The sequence below is a fragment of the Streptacidiphilus sp. ASG 303 genome, from assembly GCF_020991365.1.
In the GTDB taxonomy this organism is placed as follows: Bacteria; Actinomycetota; Actinomycetes; order Streptomycetales; family Streptomycetaceae; genus Peterkaempfera.
The window spans coordinates 182866-206687 of sequence record NZ_JAJLRA010000010.1 but is presented as its reverse complement, the minus strand read 5'-3'; the positions used below and the strand labels follow the sequence as shown (position 1 = coordinate 206687).

Here is a 23822-nt window from a genome sequence, read left to right as displayed (position 1 = left end):
TCGGGAAACGTCACGGGGAGTTTTCCTGAATTCCTCCTCCATCGCATCCCGCGGATCCCGCGGATCCCGCGACCCGGGCCCCGCGGGAGGAGCGGCCCCGGACGCCGAAGGGCGGGAGGGCCGCGCCACCGCGGCCCTCCCGCCCTTCCGTACGGCCCTCCCGGCCCCGTGCGCCGTCGGCCGTCCGCCGTCAGCCCAGGCCGGCGCCCAGGGTGAGGCCGCCGTCCAGCACCAGGGTCTGCCCGGTGATCCAGGAGGCCTGCTCCGACAGGAGGAAGGCCACCGCGCCGCCGACGTCCTCCGGGACGCCGAGCCGCTTCAGCGGGTAGGCCGCCGTCACCTGCTCCTCGTGCCCGGCGAAGAGCGCCTCCGCGAAGCGGGTCCGCACCACGGCCGGGGCCACCGCGTTCACCCGCACCGAGGGCGCGAGCTCGTACGCCAGCTGCTGGGTGAGCTGGATCAGGGCCGCCTTGCTGGCCCCGTACATGCCGATGCCGGGCGCGGGGCCGAGGGCGCTCACCGAGGAGACGTTGACGATCGCGCCGCCGCGCTCCTCCATGGACGCCTTGTGGACCAGCTGCACCCAGCCGAGGGTGGACACCAGGTTGATGTCCAGGATCTTGCGGGCGGCGTCCAGGTCGAGGTCGACCATGGAGCCGAAGACCGGGTTGGTGCCCACGTTGTTGACCAGGGCGTCGATCCGCCCGAACCGCTCCATCGCCCGGCCGACCGCCGCCTCCCGGTGGGCGGCGTCGTGGCTCTTGCCGGCCACGCCGACCGCGTGCTCCGCGCCGCCGAGCCGTTCGACGGCCTCCTCCAGGGCCCCGGCGTCCCGGCCGGTGACCACCACCCGGTCGCCGCGGGCCACCAGGGCCTCGGCGACGGCGAAGCCGATGCCGCGGCTCGCCCCGGTGACCAGGGCGACGCGCCCGCTGTCCTCGCTCATCCGTCCGTACCTGTCTCTCGTGGGGGCTGGTTGGGGGTGCGGGCCGTCAGTCGAGCGGGCCGCCGGCGACGTAGACCACCTGGCCGGAGACGAACCCCGCGCCCTCGCTCACCAGGAAGGAGATGGTGTGGGCGATGTCCTCGGGGACGCCGACCCGCGCCACCGGGATCTGGGTGGCGGCGGCCTTCTTAAACTCCTCGAAGTCCATGCCGACCCGGGCGGCCGTCGCCGCCGTCATGTCGGTGGCGATGAAGCCGGGGGCGACCGCGTTGGCGGTGACCCCGAACTTGCCCAGCTCGATCGCCAGGGTCTTGGTGAAGCCCTGCAGGCCGGCCTTGGCCGCCGAGTAGTTGGCCTGGCCGCGGTTGCCCTGCGCCGAGGAGGAGGAGAGGTTGACGACCCGTCCGAAGCCGGCGTCCACCATGTGCTTCTGCACGGCGCGGGTCATCAGGAAGGCGCCCTTGAGGTGGACGGACATCACGGTGTCCCAGTCCGACTCGGACATCTTGAACAGCAGGTTGTCGCGGAGCACGCCGGCGTTGTTCACCAGCACGGTGGGGGCGCCCAGCTCGGCGGCGACGCGGTCGACGGCGGCCTGCACCTGCTCCGCGTCCGACACGTCGGCGCCGACGGCCAGGGCGCGGCCGCCCGCGGCGGTGATCCGTTCCACGGTGTCCTTGCCCGCGGACTCGTCCAGGTCCACCACCGCGACGGCGAGGCCGTCGGCGGCGAGCCGGACGGCGGTGGCGGCGCCGATGCCGCGGGCGGCACCGGTGACGATCGCGACACGGGGGGCGGGGGTCTGCTCGGTCATCTGGTACTCGACTCCTTCGTCGGGACGCGTCCGGACCCGTGGGGGCCCGTCGTGGCTCGGGTGGTTCGTCGTACGGTCCGTCGTGCCCCGCCGGGGGCGCGGGACCGCGAGGGGGCCGCGGCCGTCACGCCGGCAGCGACTCCAGGGCCGCCGCCACCAGCGGCGGCACCATGGCGCCCAGGTGCGAGAAGCCGTCGCCGACGGTCTTGCCCTGGGTGAAGCGGTAGTGGATGCCCTCCGCGATGATCGCCAGCTTGTAGCGGGCGAACGCGGTGTACCAGGGCAGCGGGGAGGTGTCGGCGCCGCTGCGCGCGGCGTACCGGTCCACCAGCTCCTCCACGGGCGGGAAGCCCGCCTCGGCGCTGACCGCGGAGGCGACCGGGTTGCCCGGCAGTTCGCGGGAGATCTCCCAGTAGACGCGCATCAGCCCGAGGTCGGCGAGCGGGTCGCCCAGGGTGGCCATCTCCCAGTCCAGGACGGCGGCCACCCGGTCGCCCGGCCCGACGATGACGTTGTCCAGCCGGTAGTCGCCGTGCACCACCGCCACCCGCCGGGCCTCGGGCACCGAGCCGCGCAGCCGCCTGTACAGCTCGTCCATGCCCGCGACCTCCCGGCTGCGGGACGCCTCGAACTGGCGGCGCCACCGCTCCACCTGGCGCGCCATGAAGCCCTCGGGGCGGCCGAAGTCCGCCAGCCCGACCTCGGCCGGGTCGACGGAGTGGAGCGCGGCGAGGACGTCCACCAGCTCGGCGGAGAGGGCGCGGGCCCGTTCGGGGCCGAGCCCGGCGGTGTCCGCGGCGGTGCGGTGGACGGTGCCCTGCACCTCCTCCATCAGGTAGAAGGGGGCGCCGAGCACCTCGGGGTCCTCGCAGAGGAGGTACGTCCCCGGGACCGGTACGGCCGTGCCCGCCAGCGCCGAGATCACCCGGTACTCGCGGGCCATGTCGTGCGCGGTGGCGAGCACGTGGCCGAGCGGCGGGCGGCGCAGCACCCAGCGGGAGGCGCCGTCGGTGACCCTGTAGGTCAGGTTGGACTTGCCGCCGGCGATCAGCTCCGCCGTCAGCGGGCCCGCGGCCGTGCCGGGTCGGACGCGCTCCAGGTGGGCGTGGAGCCGGTCCGGGTCGAGACCCGGGGGCTGGTCGGCCATGCGTGCCGTCCTCTCGGGGAAGGGAGGGCTGTCGGTGGTGCGGGCGGTGCCGCCGGTGCCGGTGGAGGGCGTGCCTGTGGGGAGGCGCGGACGCCGCGGCGTGCGCGGCCCGTGCCGCCCCGTCACCATACCGACCAGTAGGTATGTCCGCTAGGGTGGACCGCGGGATCCACCCGGGGAGAGGAGTCGAGGTGTCCGCCGCCCGCCGCAGACCCGTGCAGGAGGCCCCGTCCGGGCGCCCCGCCCGTGGCGTGCTGCCCGCCCCGCCGCCGGGCCGGACCGCCGGACGGTCCGCCGCGCCCGCCGTCGCCGGGCTCCCCGTGCAGGCCAGGCTGCTGGCCGTGGCGAGCGCCCTCTTCGCCGAGCGGGGCTTCGCGCAGACCTCCGTGCAGGACATCGTGGAGCGCGCCGGGGTCACCAAGGGGGCGATGTACCACTACTACTCGTCCAAGGACGACCTGCTGCAGGAGGTCTACACCCGCCTGCTGTCCCTGCAGTCCGAGCGGCTGGCCGCCGTCGCCGGCGGACCGGGGCCGGCCGCCGGCCGCCTGCGCGCCGCCGCCGCCGACGTGGTCGTCACCACGCTGGAGCACCTGGACGACGCCCTGGTCTCCATGGGCTCCCTCCACATGCTCCCCGAGGACCGCCAGGCGGCGGTGCGCGCCCTGCGCCGCCGCTACCACGAGCGCTTCCGCGCGCTGGTGGAGGAGGGGCAGCGGGACGGCGCGCTCCGGGCGGACGTCCCCGCCGACCTCGCCGTCCACCAGTTCTTCGGCGGGGTCCATCACCTCGGCACCTGGTACCGGCCCGACGGCGGCCTGCGCCCCGAGGAGATCGGCGACACCTTCGCCGACCTGCTGCTGCGGGGCCTGTCCGCCCCGTGAAGCTCCTGTGGACGTCCCGGGGGGAACCGCTGCCGGGAACGAACAGGCGTTTACCGTCCCACCGGACTCCGCAGACCAGTCGGACATTTGTATAGTGTGCGCCAGCAGCCGTCGGCTGCTCGGCGGAGCTCCCCTCGACGCTGCGGGACGCCGGCACGCCGTTACTGCGCCCCCCGACGGCCGTGAGCGCGTCGGGCGCGACATGGGGACGGACTCATGGTGCTGGGGGAGATCGAGATCACCCGAACATCGGACGGCCTGCTGCGCTCACCGGGGCATCTGATCCGGGTCGCGCAGCAGGTGCACACCCGGCTGTGGAACGAGCACGTCGGCCTGGAGATCACCGCGCCCCAGTTCGGGGTGCTGCTCGCCCTGGCCCTGGAGCCCGGCTCCGACCAGCGGACCGTGGGGGAGCGGGCGTCGCTGGACAAGGCGACCATGGCCGAGATGGTCGGCCGGCTGGTCCGGCGCGGCCTGGTGCTGCGCCGCCGCGACCCCGCCGACGGCCGCCGCAAGCTCCTCTCCCTCTCCCCGAACGGCGTCCAGCTCGTCCGCGAGGCCACCGCCGGGGTGGTGCAGGTGCAGCGGACCCTCTTCGAGCCCCTCGACGAGACGGAGCGCCACCACCTGGTCGCCACCCTGGGCCTGGTCGCCCGGCTGGAGCCCATAGCCATCGCCGCCCTCGCCGACGCCCGGCCCCTGCTGGACGCCCAGCGCGCCGTCGGCTACCTGATCCGGGTCGCCCAGCAGGTGCACACCCGGCTGTGGAACGAGCACGTCGGCGCCGAGCTGACCGCGCCCCAGTACGCCGTGATGCACGTCCTGGCGCTGGAGCCCGGCATCGACCAGCGGACCGTGGGGGAGCGGGCGTCGCTGGACAAGGCGACCATGGCCGAGATGGTCAGCCGGCTGGTCCGGCGCGGCCTGGTGCTGCGCCGCCGCGACCCCGCCGACGGCCGCCGCAACCTGCTCTCCCTCTCCCCGGACGGGCAGGACGCGCTGCGCCGGTCCGCCGACGGGGTGCGGGAGGTCCAGCGGCTGCTCCTCGAGCCCCTGGAGGAGGCGGACCGCGACCGGGCCCTGGAACTTCTCCGGAAGGCCGCCCGGCTGTGACCCCGGAGCCCTCCTTTCGCCACCCGGGGCCGCTCCCAAACGCGTCCGCAGTGTGATGTCGGCAACGTCCGGCGCAGGAATTCGCAGGTGGGAGGGGGAGGGGCCGTCCGGCCCCGTCCCGGCTGTCGGTGACGCTCCATAGAATCAGTACATGTCGTCAGTCCTGTCGAACGCCGAGGTCCTGCCGGGTCCCGGAGACCTGGGGCACCTGGAGCGCGCGGTCGAGCGCGCCAACGACGCCGTGCGCGCCTACGTCACCGAGGTGGAGGGCGAGCGGCGCCGTTCCGGCGGCGCCGGGTCCGGCACGCCGATGATCGCGTGGACCGACCGGCAGTCGGCCACCCTCGCCCACCTGCAGGGCGCCTACCTGGTGGCGTACCAGGCCCTCCAGGCCGCCTCGCGCGATCTCGGCACCGCCGCCTGAAGGGGGGCCGCGCGGCCGCCGGACGGCCCGCCGCCGTCCCCGTCGTGACCGTTGTGACCGCCCCCGGACCCCGGGGGCGGTCCTCTTCTTTCCGGAGTCCCCCGCCGGGGCCGGGGCGCTGACGGCCCGTCCGCCCACGGCGCCCCGCCGCACCCCACGGCGCCCCGCCGCGCCGTTCTGCCGCCCCTCTCACCGCCGCGCCCCGCGCACGCCGCGGCCGGACCGCCCCGCCGCCCGGAAAACCCGTTGCGGTCCCGGTCCGGGACGGGCACGCTCGGTGACCATGGCCACCCCTTGACCCCCAGCCGCCGGCGGCTCCCGCCGTACCCGCCTCCCGGCACCCTTCCGCCCCGTACCCGCAGCCCCGCCCGGCGCGCAGTCCCGTCCGGCGGCGCCCCGGCGTGCCCCGGACCGCCCACCCCGCGGCCCGGCGGCACCCCCCCTCCCGCCCGCACCACCCCCACGGAGCGTCATGTCGCTCGTCCAGCTGCCGATGTCCGACCCCGGCAGTCCCGACCTCACCTCGCCCCGCCGCTTCCTGCGCTGGCTCGGCCGCTCCCAGCGGCGCGGCCGCGTCCTGGCCGTCCTCTGGGGCGTCCTCCACATGGGCGGCCAGGCCGCCATCCCGCTCTTCGTCGGCCGCGGCATCCAGGCCGCGATCGACGGCGACCGGTCCGCGGTCCTGGCGGCCGGCGCCGGGGCCTTCGTGCTCGGCGCCGTCCAGGCCGCCGCCGCGACCATGCTGCACCGCCAGACGGTGTGGAACTGGATCACCGCCGCCTGCCAGATCCGCCAGCTGGTGGCCCGCCAGGCGTCCCGCCTCGGCGCGGGCCTCTCCGACCGGATCGCCACCGGCGAGGTCGTCGCCGTCAGCTCCGGCGACGTGGAGAAGATCGGCTGGTTCGTCGAGATCTCCGCCCGGCTGTGGGCCGCCGTCGCCGTCTGGCTCGGCGTCTCCGTCGTCGTGCTGGTCCGCCAGCCGGTGCTCGGCCTCGCCGTGCTGCTGGGCGTCCTGGTCCTCGCCGCGGCCTTCTGGCCGCTCATCGGCCCGTTCGAGCGCCGCTTCGACGAGCAGCGCTCCCTCGGCGGCAAGGCGGGCGAGCTGGCCGCCGACACCGTGGCCGGACTGCGGGTGCTGCGCGGCATCGGCGGCGAGGAGCTCTTCCTCGACCGCTACCGCGAGGCGTCCCAGAAGGTCCGCGCCGCCGCCGTGCGCACCGCCCGGGTGTGGGCGCTGATGCGGGCCCAGCAGGTGCTGCTCCCGGGCGCGTTCGTGGTCGGCGTCACCTGGTACGGCGCGCACCTGGTGGTGCGGGGGGACCTGGGCGTCGGCGACCTGGTCGCCGTGTACGGCGCCACCGCGTTCCTCGCCGGTCCGCTCCGCGTGCTGGGCGAGGCCGCCCACGCCTGGACGGCCGCCCGGGTCTCGGCCGCCCGCGCCGTGCGCGTCCTGCGGCTGGAGCGGGCCTCCGGCACGGCCGCCCCCGCCGCCCCCGCGGAGAGCCTGCCCGCGGACCGGGCCGCCCGGTCCGACCTGCACGACCCGGCCACCGGCCTCACCGCCCCCGCGGGCCTCCTGACCGCCGTGGTCTGCGGCGACCCCGACGCGGCCGGCGCACTGGCGGAGCGGCTCGGCGGCCATGCGCCGCGCGGCCGCGCCGCGGAGGGCGCCCCGGAGGCGGCTGCGGCCGGCACCGCGGCCGGTACCGCGGACGACGCCGACGGCGGGACCGGCGCGGCCGGGGGAGCCGTGGGAGCCGGCACCCCGGCAGCGCCCCCCGCGCCCTCCCCGCCCTCCGCCCGCCTGGGCGGTGTCGCCCTCGACGCGCTCCCGCTGGCCGAGGCCCGCGCCCTGGTGCTGGTCCACGACAAGGAGCCGGTCCTGCTCTCCGGCACCCTCGCCGACCTGTTCGCCGTCCCGGCCTCCGGCCGGGTCGCCCCCGCCGACGCCCTGGCCGCCGCCCGCGCCGACGACGTCCTCGACGCCCTCGTGGACGGCGCCCCGGACGCGCAGGGCGACCCCATGCGGGCCCGGATCACCGAACGCGGCCGGTCGCTCTCCGGCGGCCAGCGCCAGCGCCTCGCCCTGGCCCGCTCCCTCGTCGCCGACCCGCCGGTCCTCGTCCTGGACGAGCCCACCAGCGCCGTCGACGCCCACACCGAGTCCCGGATCGCCGACGGCCTGCGGGAGGTCCGCAAGGGCCGCACCACGGTCGTCCTCGCCACCAGCCCGCTGCTGCTGGACCGCGCCGACCGCGTCGTCCTCCTGCAGGACGGCCGGGTCGCCGCCACCGGGACCCACCGCGAACTGATGCACACCGACCCCCGCTACCGCTCCGTGGTCACCCGCGAGGAGACCGCCGACCTGCAGGAGGAGACCGCATGAGGCCCCCGGCCGACCCCGCGGCGCAGGAGCGCGAGGCGGCGACCCTGCTGCCCGTCGGCTCCCCCGCCACCGTGCGCGCCTACGTCCGACTGCTGGCCGCCCGCCACCGCCGCTCCTTCGCGGGCGTCGTCGGCCTGCACGCCGTCGGCGCCGCCGCCGGCCTCGTCGGACCCTGGGTGCTCGGCTCCCTGGTCGACGGGCTCGACGGCGGCACCACCGAGGCCCGCATCGCCCACGCCGCCCTCTGGTACCTGCTCGCGCTCGCCGTGCAGGCCGCGTTCACCGGCATGTCCCGGCTGCGCGGCGCCGTGCTCGGCGAGCAGGTCCTGGCCGACCTGCGGGAGGACTTCCTGGTCCGCTCCGTCGCGCTGCCGCCCGGCGTGCTGGAGCGGGCCGGCACCGGCGACCTGGTCTCCCGCACCACCACGGACGTCGACCGGCTGGCCCGCTCGGTGCGCGACGCCGTCCCGGAGCTGGCCGTCGCGGTCGTCTCCGTCCTGCTGGTGCTGGGCGCCCTGCTCGTCACCTCGCCGCTGCTGGCGGTGACCGCGCTGGTGGGCCTGCCGGTCCTGCTGGCCGGCTCCCGCTGGTACTTCCGGCGCGCCCCGCAGTCGTACCGGGCGGAGTCCGCCTCCTACGCCGCCGTGAACACCGTGCTCGCCGAGACCGTCGACGCCGGCCGCACCGTCGAGGCGCTGCGCATCGGCGACGACCGGGTGGCCCTCACCGACGAGCGGATCCGCACCTGGATCTCCTGGGAGCGGTACACGATGTGGCTGCGCACCCGGTACTTCCCGACCGTCGACCTGCCGTACGTGCTCGCCGTCGCCGCCACCCTCGGCCTCGGCGGGCTCTACACCCTCCAGGGCTGGATCGGCGTAGGGCAGCTCACCTCCGGCGTCCTCTACGCCCAGATGCTGATCGAGCCCGTCGACCTGATCCTGCGCTGGTACGACGAGCTGCAGGTCGGCCAGGCCTCGCTGGCCCGGCTGGTGGGGGTGCGGGAGGTCGCGGACCCCGGGCGGGACGGTTCGGTGCGGCCCGACGGGCGGCGGGTGCGGGCCGACGAGGTCCGCTTCGGCTACCGCGAGGGCGCCGACGTCCTGCACGGCATCTCGCTGGCGGTCGAGCCCGGCGCCCGGCTGGCCCTGGTGGGGCCGTCCGGGGCCGGCAAGTCCACCCTCGGCCGCCTGCTGGCCGGCATCCACGCGCCGCGGACCGGCCGGGTGACCCTCGGCGGCGCCGCGCTCGCCGACATGCCGCCCGAGCGGGTCCGCACGCACGTCGCGCTGGTCAACCAGGAGCACCACGTCTTCGTGGGCACCCTGCGCGACAACCTGCGGCTGGCCCGGCCGGACGCCGACGACGCGGCGCTGCGCGCCGCCCTGGAGGCGGTCGACGCCGGCCCCTGGGCCGACGCCCTGCCCGAGGGGCTGGACACCGAGGTCGGCTCCGGCGGCACCGCCCTCACCCCGCCGCAGGCCCAGCAGCTGGCGCTCGCCCGGCTGGTGCTCGCCGACCCGCACACCCTGGTCCTGGACGAGGCCACCTCGCTCCTCGACCCGCGGGCCGCCCGGCACCTGGAGCGGTCGCTCTCCCGGGTGCTCGACGGGCGCACCGTCATCGCGATCGCCCACCGCCTCCACACCGCCCACGACGCGGACCTGATCGCGGTGGTGGAGGACGGCCGGATCACCGAGTACGGCAGCCATCCGGAGCTGGTGGCCGCGGGCGGCCCGTACGCCGCGCTGTGGCGCTCCTGGCGGGACGAGGGCTGAGCCGCCCTCCCCGCCGCAGGGCCGTCCCGGGCCCGCGCCTGCGCGTGCGGGCGGGCCGGGGGCGGCCGGGGGGTGGCCGGGGGCGGCCGGGGCGGTCCCCGGCGGGCCGGGGGCGCTCGGGGCGGTCCGGCGGGAAAACCCGCCCCCGGGAGGCGTGGGACCGCGCCCGGCGGGGCAGCCGCCCGCACGACCCTGTGTGCCCCGGGGGGTCCGAGTTCCCCCGGGGCACTCCCGAACCCCCGGAGGAACCCCCGTGACCCCCAGGACCCCCAGCGACTCCGCGACGGCCCGGACCGGCTCCGACCCGTACGCGGCGGCGCAGGACCCCACGGACGCCGAGCCCTTCCCCGGGGCGGAGCAGGCGGACGAGACCGCCGAGGAGGCGCCCCGCCTGACGGTGGAGGTGAGCGTGCCGGACCCCGACGTGGCGGTGGTCGCCATCACCGGCGAACTGGACGTGGACACCGCCACCGAGCTGCACTTCCAGCTGGCCAACCAGCTCCACCACGGCCGCCGCCACCTGGTGCTCGACCTGGCCGACGTCCCGTTCATGGACTCCTCCGGCCTCAACATCGTCATCCGCGCCCAGCAGGAGACCCGCCGTGCGGAGGGCTCGCTCCGGCTGGCCCGCCCCACCCCGGCCGTGCGCCGGATCATCGACCTGACGGGGGTCAGCATCACCACGCCGGTCCACGACGGCCTCGACGAGGCGCTGGCGGAGCACCGCAGGGAGGTCCACGGCCGGGAGTGACGGCATTGGTGTATGAAATGTCCGTTGTGTGACCGTACGGGGTATGGCTAGCCGCGGTACCTTCCGCCGCACCCCAGGAGGCCGCGTTGGCCCGGTCGCCCGCCCTGCTCGCCGCCGCCGTCGCGCTGCTCCCCGCCCGCCCCGCCCTGACCACCGGGCTGCGCGCCGCGGCGGGCGGCGCCGCCGACGCGATCGCGCTGGCCCGGGGCGGGGCCGCCGCGGCGGCCGCGATCGGCCGCACGGGCGCCGCGGGCGCGGCCTCCCTCGCCCGGTCCGCGGCCACCGGGGCCGGCTCCCTCGGGAGGTCCGCCGCCTCCGGCGCCGCGGGCGCGGCGGCCGCCGCCGCCCGGCCGCTGCCCGACTCCGAGGCCGTCGGGCGGGGCCTGCGCGCCCTCGTCGAGGGGGAGGGCAGGCGCCGCATCTGGGCGTACGGCGGCCGCGCCCACATCCAGGTCCGCGGCCTCCCCGCCGGCGGACCCCACCACCACCGGCTGGCCTCCGCCGTCACCGCGGCCCTGAAGGACGTCGAGGGCGTCGACCTGGCCGAGGTCAACGCCGTCACCGGGCACGTCCTCGTGGCGTTCGCCGAGGACCGGGTGGACGTCGCCGACCTCGTCGAGGCGGTCCGCTCCGCCGAGGAGGCCGTCCGCCGCCCGGGCGCCCCGAGGGAGGCCGCGCCGGAGGCGGGCGGGGAGGAGCTGGGCGAGGAGGAGCTGGAGGCGTGGGAGGCCGGCGAGCCCGACCGCCCCGGACCGCCCGACGACCAGGCCGCGACCGCCGCGGCGTCGGTCGCCCTCGTGCTCGACTGCGTCGGCCTGCTCGGCGCCTCCGTCGTCCGGCTCACCCGCATCGCCCCCGCGCCCCGGGTGGTGCGGGCCGCCGTGGCCATGGCCGACTCGCTGCCCGCCGTCCGCCAGGACCTCGGTGCGCGGATCGGCCACCACCGGGCCGAGGTGCTGCTCGCGGGCGTCAACGCCGTCCTGCACGGCGTCTCCGACGGCGTCGCTCCGCTCGCCGTCGACGTGGCCCACCGCTGCCTGCAGCTGTACGAGATCGGCGCCCGCGCGGCCGCCTGGACGGCCGCCCACCCCCGGCTCTGCGCCGGCGGGGTGCCCGTGCCCGCGCACCTGCCGGAGCCGCCGCCGCGGCCGGTCCCGCTCCCGCAGGGCCCGGTGGAGCGCGCCGCCGACCGCACCGCCCTCGCGGAGGTCCTCGGCGCCGCCGTCACCGTCCTGGTCTCCCAGCACATGGAGGGGGCGGCGGACGCCCTGCTGGCCACCCTGCCGCGCGCCGCCCGGCTCGGCCGCGAGGCGTTCGCGGCCGTCCTGGGGCACGACCTCGCCCGGCGCGGCACCGTGGTCCTGGACCCGGGCGCCCTGCGCCGGCTGGACCGGATCGACGCGGTGGTGATCGACGCCCGCGTGCTCTGCGGGGAGGAGGTGCGGCTGCTGGCCGCGCGCTCCGCCCACGAGGACCTCGACGACGCGGCGGTGTGGCAGGCCGCGGCCCGCGTCCTGCACGGGCGCACGGCCGCGGACCTCGCCGACCCGGCCGCCTGGCGGCGCGGGCACTACCGCCTGCGGCCGGTGCAGGACGGGCCCGCGGCCCCCGGCGCGCCCACGGCCGACCCGTTCGCGGGCGCCGAGGCCGCACCCGCACCCGCACCCGTGCCCGTGCCCGTCCCGGGCCCCGACGCCGACCCGGCGGACCCGCGCGGCGTCCTCGCCGAGCTCCACGGCCCCCAGGGCCTCTGCGGCACCGTGCGGATCGGCGTGTGCGCGGCCCCCCTCGCCGAGGCGCTCCTCGACGTGGCGCAGCAGAGCGCCGCCCAGGTCGCGGTCACCCCCCACGCCGCCGTCCACGAACTCCTCGGCCAGGCCGAGGAGGCGGGCGACGGCGACGACGGCCTCACCGAGACGGTCCGCGCCCTCCAGGCCGACGGCCGGGGCGTGCTGCTGGTCGCCCGCGACCGCCCCCACGCGCTGCGCGCCGCCGACGTCGGCGTCTGCGTCGCCCCCGACGAGGGCGGCGCCGACTGGACGGCGGACATCGTCTGCGGCGCCGGCGGCCCGCCCGGCTCGGCCCTGGAGCAGGCCTGGCGGGTCCTGGCCGCCGTGCCGGCCGCCCACGAGCAGAGCACCAGCGCCGCCCACACCTCGGTGGCGGCCTCCGCCCTGGGCGCCCTGCTCTCCGCCTCGCGCCCCCCGGAGCGCGGCCGCGGCCCGTTCCTCGGCTGGCGGACCGCGCCGCCCGTGCACCTGGCCGCGTTCGGCGCCATGGCCACCTCCGCCCTGCGCGCCAGGGGCGTCTCCCGCCGCCCCTCCCCGCCGCCCGTCGTCCGGGACGCCTGGCACGCCCTCCCCGCCGACGAGGTGTGGCAGCGGATGCGCGAGCTCCAGGAGGCCGAACGGGCCCGGGCGGCGCGGACGGCGGCGGAGCTGGGGCAGCGCCCCGCCGCCGCGCTCCGGGACCGGGCCGCCGCCGTGCGGCGGGCCGCCTGCGCGGTGCCCGGCGTGCGGACCGCCGTCCGCCGGCTCGCCGGCCCGGCGCGGACCGCCGCCGATCTGTACCGCGCCACCCGCGACGAGCTGCACGACCCGCTCACCCCCGTCCTCACCCTCGGCGCCGCCGCCTCCGCCGTCGTCGGATCCGGCGTCGACGCCTTCCTCGTCGGCGGCGTCATGCTCGGCAACGCCGTCGTCAGCGGCACCCAGCGGATGCGCGCCGAACGCGCCCTGCACGCCCTGCTGCTGCGCCAGCGCACCCACGCCCGCCTCGTGGCGCAGCCCCCCGGCGACGCCCCCCACCCGCCCGAACCCGCGCACACCCGGGGCCGGAAGGTCCCCGCCGACCGGCTGCGCCCCGGCGACCTCATCGCGGTCCACCCGGAGGACGTCGTGCCCGCGGACGCCCGGCTGCTGGCCGCCGTCTCCCTGGAGGTCGACGAGGCGAGCCTCACCGGCGAGCCCCTCCCGGTCGGCAAGTCGCCCGAGGCGGTCCCCAACGCCCACCAGGCCGAGCGCAGCTGCATGCTCTACGAGGGCACGGTCGTGCTCGCCGGGTCGGGGGTCGCCGTCGTGGTCGCCACCGGCGGCGCCACCGAGGCCGGCCGGGCCGCCCGCGCCGCGGGCCGGGTCCGCTCCACGGCGGGCCTGCAGGCCCGGCTCGCCGAACTCACCCGCATCGCCCTGCCCGCCACCGGCGTCGGCGGCCTCGCCGTCACCGGCCTGGGCCTCCTGCGGGGGCTGCGGCTGCGCGAGGCCCTGGCCTCCGGCGTCGCGATCGCGGTGGCCGCCGTGCCGGAGGGCCTGCCCCTGGTCGCGACGGTGGCCCAGCTCGCCGCCGCCCGGCGCCTCTCCGGGCTCGGCGTCCTGGTGCGCTCCACCCGCGCCCTGGAGGCGCTCGGCCGCGTCGACACCGTCTGCTTCGACAAGACCGGCACCCTGACGGAGGGCCGGCTCTCGCTGGTCCGCACCGCCGCCCTGCACGGCCCGGTGCCGATCGCGGGCGGCACCGGCCGGCGGATCCTGCGCAACGCCGCCCGCGCCTGCCCCCCGTTCGCCGACGGCATCCGGGAGATGGCGCACGCCACCGACCGGGCCGTCGCCGAGGCGGCCCTGGACCACGACGAGGTCCCCGGCTGGAAGCTCCTCGCGGAGCTGCCCTTCGAGACCGGCCGCGGCTTCTCGGCCGCGCTCGGCGACGCAGGGGAGGGGCCGGTCATCGCGGTCAAGGGCGCGCCGGAGACCGTCCTGGAGCGCTGCTCCGAGGTCGCCGACCGCAACGGCCGGGCGCTGCCGCTCACCGAGGCCAGGCGGCACCGGGCCCGGGAGCGGGTGCAGGCGCTGGCCGGGCGCGGCCTGCGGGTCCTCGCGGTGGCCCGGATCGCGGTGGACGGGCCGGGCGAGCCAGCCGGGATGTCCGGCGAGGAGCTGGCCGGACGCGTGCGGAACGCCTGCCTGCTCGGGTTCGTGGGGATCGCGGACGCGCCGCGGCCGCACGCCTCCGCGTCGGTCGCGGGCCTGGTCCGGGCCGGGGTGCGGCCGGTGATGGTCACCGGCGACCACCCGGTGACCGCCGCCGCCGTCGCCGCCGACATCGGCATCCCCGACGCCGACCGGGTGCTGACCGGTGCCGAGCTGGAGGCGCTGCCCGCGGCCCGCCGCGCCGAGGTGGTGGCCGCGGCGGCGGTCTTCGCGCGGGTGTCGCCCGCCCAGAAGGTGCGGATCGTCCGGGAGCTCCAGCGGGCCGGACGCGTGGTCGCGATGACGGGCGACGGCACCAACGACGCCGCCGCCATCCGCCGGGCCGACGTCGGCATCGCGGTCGCCGGGCGCGGCAGCGGCTCCGCGCGCAGCGCGGCCGACCTCGTGCTGACCGCGCCCGACCCCCGGCTCATCCTGGACGCGCTCGCCGAGGGCCGCTCGCTGTGGGCGAGCGTCCGGGACGCCATCGCGATCCTGGTGGGCGGCAACGCGGGCGAGATCGCGTTCACCCTGGCCGGTACGGCGGTCAGCGGACGGGCTCCGCTGACCACCCGTCAGCTCCTGGTGGTCAACATGCTCACCGACATGCTGCCCGCCCTGGCCGTGGCCCTGACGCCCCGCCGGTCGGACGCGGAGGCGGAGGGCGTGCGGGGCGCGGAGGGCGGCGGGCGCGCGGTCACGGACGGTCCGGCGCGGGGCTTCGCCGGGCCCGAGGTGGCCCGCATGCTCGCCGTCCGCGGCAGCGCCACCGCGGCGGCGGCGCTGGTGGCCTGGCAGCTCGGCCGCGCCACCCGGGTGCTGCCCGACGGCGGGCGGCGGGCCTCCACGATGGCGCTCGCGGCCCTCGTCGGGGCCCAGCTGGGACAGACCCTCATCGGCCGCTGGCGCAGCCCGCTCGTCCTGCTCACCAGCGGTGTCTCGGCTGCGGCCCTGGTGGCGGCGGTCGAGGTGCCGGGGATCAACCGCTTCTTCGGCTGTACGGCGCTGGGACCGGTCGGCTGGGCGGTCGTCCTCGGCTGCGCGGTCGTCGCCACCGCCGCCGCGGCCCTCGGCGGACGCCTCCTCAACAGCTCCGCCGCGCACTGACCCGGAGTCCGGACCGCCGCCCCGCCCGGTCTCCGGCCGGTGCGCGGGCGGGGCCGGGCACGGGTGCTCAGGCCCAGGGGTCCCAGTCGGCCGGGGGGACCTGGACGGGGGTGCCCTTGGCGGGTGCGGCCTCCTCGGCCGGGTCCTGCGCGGCGGCCGGGGCCGGGGCGGCGGGGGCAGCGCTCGTGGTGCCGAAGGGGTCCCAGTCGGCGGGGGGGACCCGCACGGGGGTGCCCTTGCCCGGCCCGCCCTCGCCGCCGGCGGCCGCGCCCGCGGCCGGCGCCCGGGTCGGCGGCGCGGGCGCGGCCGCGGGGCCGGCGGGGGCCGCACCGGGAGGGGCGAAGGGGTCCCAGTCGGCCGGGGGGACCCGCACGGGGGTGCCCTTGCCCGGCCTGTCCGTGCCCGCCGGGGCGGCGGCCGGGGCCGCGTCCGCCGGTGCGGGAGCCGGGACTGCCGGAGCGGGCGTCGGCGCGGCGGCCGGGGCGGGAGCCGGAGCGGGCGGCGCGGCGGGAACGGGGGCGGGGCCGGCCGGGGCGGGCACGGCCGTCCCCGCCGGAGCTGCGGCGGCGGCGGGCTCCGCGGCGGGCGCGGGCGCGGGCGCGGGTGCGGGAGCGGCAGGGGCGGTGGGCGCGGCTGCCGCCTCCTCGCGTCCCTCGCGTCCCTCGGGTGCCATGGGCGCCTCGGGCGCCGCGGTGACGCCGTCCCAGGCGATCTCGATGCTCTCCAGCACCAGGGCGAAGGCGGCGCCGTACAGCTCCCAGTCCTGCTCGTGCGGCGTGCTGAGCTGCACGGCGAGCACCCGCTCCCCGTCCGGGAGGGGGACCAGGGCGACGGCGGCGGCGGTGCCGATCAGGCGGCGGCGGCCGTCGGCGGCGAGCGCCGCCGGGACTGGTGTCGTCCGGGCCTCGGTGAGGACCGTGGCCGGGCCGCAGGGCAGCTCGACCCGGTGGGCCCCCGCGTGGCCGGGTGCCGCTCCCGGATCGCCGGGCGGCTCCGCGGACGCGCCGGGGTCGAGGGGGGCGACGACGGCGGCCAGGGTGGCGGTGCTCTCGCGTCCGCCGACGTCGAGCCGGCAGAGCCCGGCGAAGAACGCGCCGTCGGCCCGGGCGGCGTCGGCACAGGACGCGGTGACCGCCGCCCAGTCGCGGCGCGCCGCGCCGCGGGCGCCGGCCAGGACCTCCTCCGCGGTCTCGACCAGGTGGTCGGCCACCCGGTCGGCGCCGCCCCGGACGAGGAGCGAGTGGAAGACCACGGGGACGGTCAGCCGGACCCGGACGCCGGTCACGTCGGCGGTGCGCAGCGGTCCGGACCGGTCGGCGGCACCGGTCAGCGGGGGGAGGGCGGGCCGGGGGTCGCCGGGGGCCGGTCCGGCGGCGACGGGGAGGTGCAGGGCCTCGGCGTCGGCCTCGCGGCCGAGGACGGGACCCGCCCCCAGGCGGTCCAGGACGCGGCGGACGGCGTCGGCGGCGACGGGCCCCTGCGCCGGTTCGGCGGAGGCCCACCCGACGACCGCCCCCGCCCCGGCCACGACCCGGCGCTCGTGCCCGGTGGCGGGCTCGCCGGGGGAGGGGAGGGCCGCGACGCGGACGGGGGTGGTGAGCGAGGCGGCGGGGTGCAGCCAGGCCCGGCCGGACAGCAGGGCCTCGGAGACCGCGTCGACGGTGGCGGCCACCCGGTTCGCGGCGGCCCGTGCGTGGGCGAGTCCGTTCTCAGACATGCGTGCCTGTTCCCCCTCGTGTACGGATCGGCCCGGCTTTTCTACCAGACGGGGACGCACCGGCGGCCTGCGGTCCGGGCCCCCGCCCGCCCGGGCCGGCCGCCGTCAGCCCTCCGCCGCCAGCCGTCCCACGGCGTCCGCGATGCCCGGGTCGGCGAGCAGTCCGCCGAGCTGCGCGAGGAGCCGTCCGGCGGGCCCGGAGGGGGACTCCTCCGCGAGGAGGCCCCGCAGGACGGGTACCAGGGAGGGCTCCCGGGAGGCGGTGACCGCGAGGGCCGCCGTGAACTCCTGGACGAGGCGCAGCTGCAGCTCCTCGCGGGACAGCGAGCGGTCCTCCAGCCAGGCGAGGGCGGTGATCTCCGCGTCGGCGATCCAGGTGCGGACGGTGAGGCGCAGCCGCGGGCCCGGGTCCTCGGCGCCCAGGTGGGCGAGGATCTCGTCGTGGGCGGCGCGGCGGACCTCGTCGATGACGGCGCCGCTCCAGGAGCCGGCGGCGACGGACCCGCCGCGCAGCAGGGCGGCGAAGCCCGGCCCGTGGCCGTCGACGAAGTCGAAGTAGCGGACCATGACGCGGTGCAGCCGTTCGGAGAGGGGGCCCTCGGCGGGCTCCCGGAAGCGTCCGGCGAGCTCGTCGGCGGCGCGGCGCAGGGCGGCCTCGTAGAGGCTCTGCTTGCCGGGGAAGTAGTGGTAGACCAGGGGGCGGGAGGCTCCCGCGGCGGCCGCTATGTCGTCGATGGACACCTCGTCGGGGGCGCAGCGGCTGAACAGGTCGAGGGCGACCTCGATCAGCTGTTCGCGGCGCTCGTCCACGCTGAGCCGGCGGCGGGGGCCGCGGTCGGGCCGCTCCGGTGCTGCGGGGGTGCTGCGGGGGCGCGTGCGCGTGGCCATGGGCCCACCCTAACGGGAGGCGGCACGCGGCATTGACGCAGTGTCATGTACACGGATAGCGTTCCTCCCCAGGGCCGCGTCCGCACCCCCCGGCGGACGCGGCCCTGGCTCCCCGGGGCGCTGTCCCCGCGGCCCCGAGGGCGCCCGCCCCCTCCCGGCCGCCCCGCCATGTGTGACGAAACGCTGACGTCCGGCCGCCGCCCCTGGCCAGGACGCGCTCCACCTGGTCGAATCGAGGGGTGGACACGACCTCCGAACCCGAGGGGCGCGGCACGCCGGTCGGCCGCCGCGTCGTCCTCGGCATGCTCGGGCTCGGCGCCGCCGGCGTCGCCGCCGGGCCCTTCCTCCAGCGCGGGGTGGACTCCTTCCTCGGGGCCGCCGCCGGCAAGGACCCCACCGGACTCACCGGACTGCTGCCCGGCGGGGGCGGCTTCCGCTACTACTCCGTCGCCGACTCGGTGCCCCACCGCGGCGAGGCCGACTACCGGCTCACCGTGGACGGCCTCGTCGACCGGCCCGGCTCCTACCGGCTGGCCGACCTGCGCGCCCTGCCCCAGGACCGGCTGGTGCGGGACGTCCAGTGCGTCACCGGCTGGCGGGTGCCGCGCACCCCGTTCGAGGGCGTGCGCCTCTCCCGCCTGCTCGACGCGGCCGGCGTGCGGCCCGGGGCGCACGCGGTCCGGTTCACCTGCTTCGACGGCGCGTACAGCGAGAGCCTCACCCTGGAGCAGGCCCGCCGCCCCGACGTCCTGGTCGCGCTGCGGATGCAGGACGCCGCCATCGGCCACGCCCACGGCGGCCCGGTCCGCCTCTACGTGGCCCCGATGTACTTCTACAAGTCGGCGAAGTGGCTCTCCGGCATCACCGTGACCGACCGGGTGCGGCCCGGCTACTGGGAGCAGTACGGCTACGACGTGGACGCCTGGGTGGGACGGTCGAACGGACGTGACGATGCCCCGACAGCCTGACGCCCCCGGGCCGGGGCCCGACGCCGCGCCGCCCGGCGGGCGGCTGCGCCGGTTCACCGCCGCCGAGCGGTGGGTCCACCGCTCCACGGCGGCGCTGATGGGCCTGTGCCTGGTGACCGCCGCCTGCCTCTACCTGCCGCCGCTGGCCGAGCTGGTCGGCCGGCGGCGGCTGGTGGTCACCGTCCACGAGTGGTCCGGGATCCTGCTGCCGCTCCCCGTCCTGGCGGGCCTGGCGTCGCGGGCGTTCCGCGCCGACCTGCGGCTCCTCAACCGCTTCGGCCCGCACGACCGGCAGTGGCTGCGGTCCGCCCTGCGGCGGCACTGGGAGCGGCCGGCCGGCAAGTTCAACGCCGGGCAGAAGCTCTACGCCTCCTGGACGGCCGGCGCCGCCCTGGTCATGGTCGGCACCGGACTGCTCATGTGGTTCCCGCACCTGGCGCCGCTGGTGTGGCGGACCGGCGCCACCTTCGTCCACGACTGGCTGGCGCTCGCCGTGGCCGCGGTGGTCGCCGGCCACCTGTGGATGGCCTCGCGCGACCCGGAGGCCCGCCTCGGCATGCGCACCGGCACGGTCTCGCCCGGCTGGGCCGCCCGCGAGCACCCGCTCTGGGCCGCACGGGAACGCGCCGCACGGGAACGGGCCGCGGCCGGGCGGGACGCCCCGGACGCGCCGGAGCGGCCCGCCCCGGATCAGCCGCGGTCCCGCAGCTCCCGGTAGCGGCGCCACGCCTCCAGCCCGTCCGCCACGAAGGGCCACTCGGCGAGGCGCCGCCCCACCTCCTCCTCGGTGAGGAAGGCGTGCCAGTCGACCTCCTCCACCTGCGGGTCGACCGGCCCGGTCCACCGCGCCTCGTGGACGTCGCACCACCAGGAGTGCTCCGGCGTCTCGAAGAGGAACTTGAACAGGTGCCGCGGCCTGATCCCCGAGACGCCCAGCTCCTCCTCCGCCTCGCGGACCGCCGCCTCCGCGTACGTCTCGCCCGCGCCGACGACGCCGCCGACGAAGAGGTCGTACATCAGCGGGGAGAAGAGCTTGGCCGCGGTGCGGCGGTGGACGAAGATCCGGTCCTCGGCGTCCCGGCAGAGCACGAACACGCAGCGGTGCGTCAGCCGCCGCTCGTACACCTCGCCGCGTGTCGCGGTGCCCGTCACGCGGTCCTGCTCGTCGACGATGTCCAGGATTTCCAGGGAGGGGTCCGCAGTCGTCATGGCCCGCATCCAAGCACACGGGCGGACCGCTGCGGCCCGTGTCCGCGTCCGGGCGGCCCCCGCCGCCGGGGTGCGGCGGGACGTGAAAGAGTCGGAGCACCCCGCCCGCCGCCCGGGTGCCCGCCCCGGGTGCCCCGCCCGGGACCCCGCCCGAGACGAGGACGCCCATGACGGCCAAGCACGCCACCGCCAGCGTCTACCTCTTCGCCCGGGTCGGCGGCGACTGGCGGCTCGGCATGATCGAGCACCCCCGCCTCGGCGGCCTGCTCGTCCCCGGCGGCCACGTGGAGCCGGACGAGACCCCCGCCGAGGCCGCCGTCCGGGAGGTGGTGGAGGAGACCGGGCTGTCCGCCCGCTTCCTCGTCCCGCCCGGGTACGGCGCGCCGGGGGAGCTGCCGGACGGCTACCCGCACCGGACGGTGCCGCCGCCCTGGTGGACGGTGGAGATCCCGGTGGGGGCGGACCGGTACTGCCCCGCGCCGCACGTCCACGTCGACCACCACTACATCGCCGTGGCCGACCGGCCCGACCGTCCCGTGGGGGAGGCCGGGCACCCCCTGCACTGGGTGGCGGCCGCCGAGCTGCCCGGGGTGGAGACGCCGCTGGACGTCCGGGTCCTCGGCGCGGAGCTGTTCCACCGGATCGGCGCCCTCCAGGGGCCCGGCGGGTCCGCCCGGTGACCGCCCCCGCGCCCGGCCCGTCCGGCCCGCCCGTGACGCCCGCCGCCCCGGCGCCCGGCGTGCCCGCCGCCTCGCGCGCCCGCTGGCTGCGCGTCCGCCGCCACCTGGACGCCCACCGGCACCGCCTCGCCCGGCTCGCCGCGGCCGGCGCCGCCCCCGGGCCCGCCGCGCCGCTGCTGGCCCGGCCGCACTGGATCCCGGCCGCGCCCGTGCCGCTGGAGCGGGTCCGGCTGCGCCCGCTCACCGACGCCCCGCCCCCGCCCGTCCACGGGCTGCGCCCCGAACTGGACCCGCTGCGGCCGCTGCGCGACGACGGAACCCCCCACGCCGCCTACGCGGACGCGCTGGCCGCCCTCGCCCGGCCCCGCCTCCTGGAGGACCGCGCCTGCTACCGCCTGCTCTCCGTCGACGACGAGGGCGGGGCGCCGGTGCTCGGCTTCGGCCGCGCCCGGTACTTCGAGGGCCTGGACGTCCACGAGGCCGCCGCCCACGAGCTCGCCGCCGCCGACCTCGGCGAGGTGCCGGGCACGCCCTTCCGCGACGCCCTCGGGGACCCGACCGACCTGGCCCGGCGGCCCGCCCTGCCCGGCGTCTCGACCCTGCTGCTGCGCCACGACCGCCGGGCCGGGACGGCGGAGTTCGTGCTGCACTGGCGCGACCCGGCCAAGGTCGCCGCGGGCGGCGGCCTGTACCAGGTGATGCCGGCCGGCATGTTCCAGCCCTCGCACGACGCCCCGTGGAACGAGGCCAACGACTTCGACCTGTGGCGCTGCCTCGTGCGCGAACTGGCCGAGGAGCTGCTCGGCGCCGCGGAGGACCACGGCACCGCCGCCGCGCCCCTCGACTACGACGCGTGGCCCCTGTACCGGGAGCTCGGCGCGGGCCGGCGGCGCGGCGACCTCTCCGTGCACTGGCTGGGCCTGGGGGCGGACCCGCTGACCTTCGCCGTGGACCTGCTGACGGTGGCCGTCGTGGAGGCCGCCTTCTTCGACCGGGTCTTCCCCCGGCTCGCCGCGGTCAACGCCGAGGGCCGCCGGGTCGGCGCCGAGGACGGCACCGGCAGGTCCGTCGGCCTGCCCTTCACCGCGGAGGCCGTCGGGCGCCTCCTGGACCGCGAACCGGTCCAGCCGGCCGGGGCCGCCCTGCTCCGCCTCGCCTCGCGGCACCGCGGAGCCCTGCTGGGCGGGGGCGCCTGAACCCGCGCGCCGCCTCCCGGGGCTGCGGAAAAGCGGTTCCGGCACGGCGGGCGGCCCTGCCAGGATGAGCGGCGTGAGGACACCGGAGAACGCCCTGGGCGTGCGGATCGAGCCCTGGTCCGAGGAGGGCCTGGAGCTGCTGCGGCGGATCAACACGCCGGAGATGAAGCGGCACGTGGGCGGCCCGGAGACCGAGGAGCAGGTCCTCGCCCGCCACCGCCGGTACCTCGGGGCGCTCGACGGCCGCATGTTCCGGGTGCTCCTGCCCGGCGGCGAGGCGGTCGGCACCGTCGGGTACTGGGCGCGGGTCTGGCGCGGCGAGGCGGTGTACGAGAGCGGCTGGAACGTCCTGCCGTCCCACCAGGGCCGGGGCGTCGCGGCCGCCGCCGTCGCCGCCGTGCTCCACCGGGCCCGGGCCGAGGGGCGCCACCGGTACCTGCACGCCTTCCCCTCCGTGGACAACCCCGCCTCCAACGCCCTCTGCCGCCGCGCGGGCTTCGTCCTGCTGGGGGAGTGCGACTTCCCGTACCCGCCCGGCAGCGGCCGCACGATGCGCAGCAATGACTGGCGCCTCGACCTCGCCGCCCGCACGGACGCGCCCGGCGGCGGACCGGAGGGGTCCGCCGCCGGGCGCGCCGACGGCTGCTGAGATCCCGTCAGACCTTGCGCCAGCGGGCGCAGGCGAAGGAGAAGACGCCGAAGAGCACCAGGCCCACGGCGACCACGACCAGCAGCCACGGCCCGGCCGGGGTCTGCGTGAAGGACCGCAGGGTGTCGTCGACGCCCTTGGCCTTGTCCGGGTCGAACTGCACGGCCGCCACGACCGCGAAGACGCCCGCCGTGGCGAAGACCACGCCCCGGGCGACGCCGCCGGCGGCGCCGAGCACCTTGACGGCGCGCTCCTCCTTGGCGCTCATCCGGCCGGTCTCCATCTTCTTCATGAACTTCCGCATCGCGGCGCGCGCCGCGATCCAGCAGCCCGCCACCACGAAGCCGATCCCGACGGCCCCGACCAGCCAGCGGCCGCCCGGCCACTCCATCGCCCGGGCGCTCAGGCCCTTGGACTGGTGGTCGCTGGACTGGGGGCCGCCCGAGCCGAGCACCAGGCCGAAGACGCCCGCCGCGACCACGCCGTAGAAGACGGCCCGGCCCAGCGCGGTCAGGCGCTTGACGGTCCGCTTGCCCTCGCCGCCGCCCGAGCCGGTGGTGGGCCCGTACACGGCCTCGGTGAGCCGCCACAGCGCCAGCCCGACGAACGCCAGGCCGATCACCCAGAGCAGGAACTCGCCGAAGGGCTGGCGGGCCACCTGCTCCAGCGCACCGCGCCGGTCCGCCTCGGCGCCCGAGTCGCCGAAGGCGATCCGCACCGCGAGCACCCCGATGAGCACGTACACCACGCCGCGGGCGGCGAAGCCCGCCCGTGCGGCGATGCGCATGGCCTTGCTGTCGGCCACCTCCCGTCCCGCCGAACGGGCCTCCCGGCCCGCCTCCGATGCAGCTGCCGATGCCGTCACGGTTCTCCACCCCTCTCAGGTCGTGCGGCGTCTGCCCCGGGTCCACCGGGCGGAAACGGCGGTCCGCCGCCGGTGGCGGGTCCGCGCCGTCCGCGGCGCGCCGTCCGGTCCCGTGCGGTCCCGTGCCGTCGCGCGAGGCGGTCCTCCGGCGGGGGGCCGTCGCGCCACGGGATGTCCGACACTGCGTCAGGAAGGACCGGGACCGGCGCCGGAAGACCGTTCGGGCACGCATTCCTTCCGCTTTCCTCCGCTTGTGCGGCCTCTTCCGGTCGGTTGCGGTCGAGTGTCCCGGCGCGCCCGGGCGGCCCCTAGCGTCGTGATCGCGACCGGTCCGC

Annotated in this window: 19 protein-coding genes; 12 read left to right on the top strand and 7 right to left on the bottom strand. The window is 78.2% G+C overall.

Annotation, left to right across the window (positions count from 1 at the left end):
* Positions 1–190: 190 nt before the first annotated feature.
* The 3 genes from LO771_RS16015 to LO771_RS16005 all read right to left on the bottom strand — a co-directional run bounded on the left by LO771_RS16015 (position 191) and on the right by LO771_RS16005 (position 2907).
* A complete protein-coding gene (locus LO771_RS16015; RefSeq protein WP_230652899.1) occupies positions 191–946 on the bottom strand; it encodes an SDR family oxidoreductase in 756 nt (251 codons plus the stop codon).
* Between the two features lie 46 nt (positions 947–992).
* Complete coding sequence (gene fabG, locus LO771_RS16010) at positions 993–1760, bottom strand: 3-oxoacyl-ACP reductase FabG (protein WP_230652897.1); 768 nt, start codon at positions 1758–1760, stop codon at positions 993–995.
* A gap of 124 nt (positions 1761–1884) precedes the next feature.
* On the bottom strand, positions 1885–2907 hold the full coding sequence (locus LO771_RS16005) for a phosphotransferase family protein (RefSeq protein ID WP_230652895.1): 1023 nt from the start codon (positions 2905–2907) through the stop codon (positions 1885–1887).
* A gap of 254 nt (positions 2908–3161) precedes the next feature.
* On the opposite strand from LO771_RS16005, the gene LO771_RS16000 reads away from it, so the two are divergent.
* From LO771_RS16000 to LO771_RS31075, 7 genes are all read left to right on the top strand, one after another.
* Positions 3162–3791 carry a TetR/AcrR family transcriptional regulator gene (locus LO771_RS16000; RefSeq protein WP_374228183.1) on the top strand — a complete coding sequence of 210 codons (630 nt, stop codon included), beginning with the start codon at positions 3162–3164 and terminating at the stop codon, positions 3789–3791.
* A gap of 216 nt (positions 3792–4007) precedes the next feature.
* Positions 4008–4904, top strand: a complete 897-nt coding sequence (locus LO771_RS31355) for a MarR family winged helix-turn-helix transcriptional regulator (RefSeq protein WP_308188919.1) — start codon at positions 4008–4010, stop codon at positions 4902–4904.
* A 151-nt stretch (positions 4905–5055) separates the two neighbouring features.
* Positions 5056–5328, top strand: a complete 273-nt coding sequence (locus tag LO771_RS15985; protein WP_230652893.1) for a hypothetical protein — start codon at positions 5056–5058, stop codon at positions 5326–5328.
* 472 nt (positions 5329–5800) lie between these two features.
* Positions 5801–7714: an ABC transporter ATP-binding protein gene (locus tag LO771_RS15980; protein WP_230652891.1), complete on the top strand. Its 1914-nt coding sequence runs from the start codon at positions 5801–5803 to the stop codon at positions 7712–7714.
* Positions 7711–9492, top strand: a complete 1782-nt coding sequence (locus LO771_RS15975; protein ID WP_230652889.1) for an ABC transporter ATP-binding protein — start codon at positions 7711–7713, stop codon at positions 9490–9492. Before LO771_RS15980 ends, LO771_RS15975 begins: the two co-directional genes overlap by 4 nt.
* Before the next feature lie 391 nt (positions 9493–9883).
* A complete protein-coding gene (locus LO771_RS15970; protein WP_230652951.1) occupies positions 9884–10243 on the top strand; it encodes an STAS domain-containing protein in 360 nt (119 codons plus the stop codon).
* Positions 10244–10329: 86 nt separating this feature from the next.
* Positions 10330–15315 carry a cation-translocating P-type ATPase gene (locus LO771_RS31075; RefSeq protein WP_304944817.1) on the top strand — a complete coding sequence of 1662 codons (4986 nt, stop codon included), beginning with the start codon at positions 10330–10332 and terminating at the stop codon, positions 15313–15315.
* Positions 15316–15382: 67 nt separating this feature from the next.
* Here LO771_RS31075 and LO771_RS15955 read toward each other — a convergent pair whose 3' ends face one another.
* Entirely contained in the window at positions 15383–17032 is a 1650-nt protein-coding gene (locus LO771_RS15955) for a hypothetical protein (RefSeq protein ID WP_230652960.1), read from the bottom strand.
* A 105-nt stretch (positions 17033–17137) separates the two neighbouring features.
* Entirely contained in the window at positions 17138–17920 is a 783-nt protein-coding gene (locus LO771_RS15950; protein ID WP_230652887.1) for a TetR/AcrR family transcriptional regulator, read from the bottom strand.
* Between the two features lie 302 nt (positions 17921–18222).
* Here LO771_RS15950 and LO771_RS15945 point away from each other — a divergent pair, with 302 nt between their 5' ends.
* Positions 18223–18888 (top strand): molybdopterin-dependent oxidoreductase, encoded by a 666-nt coding sequence (locus tag LO771_RS15945; protein ID WP_230652947.1) that lies wholly within the window; start codon positions 18223–18225, stop codon positions 18886–18888.
* Entirely contained in the window at positions 18872–19606 is a 735-nt protein-coding gene (locus tag LO771_RS15940; RefSeq protein WP_230652885.1) for a cytochrome b/b6 domain-containing protein, read from the top strand. The genes LO771_RS15945 and LO771_RS15940 overlap by 17 nt, the downstream gene beginning before the upstream one ends.
* Here LO771_RS15940 and LO771_RS15935 read toward each other — a convergent pair.
* A complete protein-coding gene (locus LO771_RS15935; protein ID WP_374228181.1) occupies positions 19579–20097 on the bottom strand; it encodes an NUDIX hydrolase in 519 nt (172 codons plus the stop codon). The genes LO771_RS15940 and LO771_RS15935 overlap by 28 nt on opposite strands.
* A gap of 167 nt (positions 20098–20264) precedes the next feature.
* Here LO771_RS15935 and LO771_RS15930 point away from each other — a divergent pair, with 167 nt between their 5' ends.
* The 3 genes from LO771_RS15930 to LO771_RS15920 all read left to right on the top strand — a co-directional run bounded on the left by LO771_RS15930 (position 20265) and on the right by LO771_RS15920 (position 22622).
* The gene (locus tag LO771_RS15930) at positions 20265–20777 is read left to right on the top strand and encodes an NUDIX domain-containing protein (protein ID WP_255744397.1); all 513 of its coding nucleotides are present in this window, start codon (positions 20265–20267) and stop codon (positions 20775–20777) included.
* Complete coding sequence (locus LO771_RS15925) at positions 20774–21973, top strand: XRE family transcriptional regulator (RefSeq protein WP_230652881.1); 1200 nt, start codon at positions 20774–20776, stop codon at positions 21971–21973. Before LO771_RS15930 ends, LO771_RS15925 begins: the two co-directional genes overlap by 4 nt.
* 64 nt (positions 21974–22037) lie before the next feature.
* Positions 22038–22622 carry a GNAT family N-acetyltransferase gene (locus LO771_RS15920; RefSeq protein WP_230652879.1) on the top strand — a complete coding sequence of 195 codons (585 nt, stop codon included), beginning with the start codon at positions 22038–22040 and terminating at the stop codon, positions 22620–22622.
* Between the two features lie 7 nt (positions 22623–22629).
* Here LO771_RS15920 and LO771_RS15915 read toward each other — a convergent pair whose 3' ends face one another.
* Positions 22630–23427, bottom strand: coding sequence for a DUF1206 domain-containing protein (locus LO771_RS15915; RefSeq protein WP_230652878.1), 798 nt, complete (start codon positions 23425–23427; stop codon positions 22630–22632).
* Positions 23428–23822: the final 395 nt, after the last annotated feature.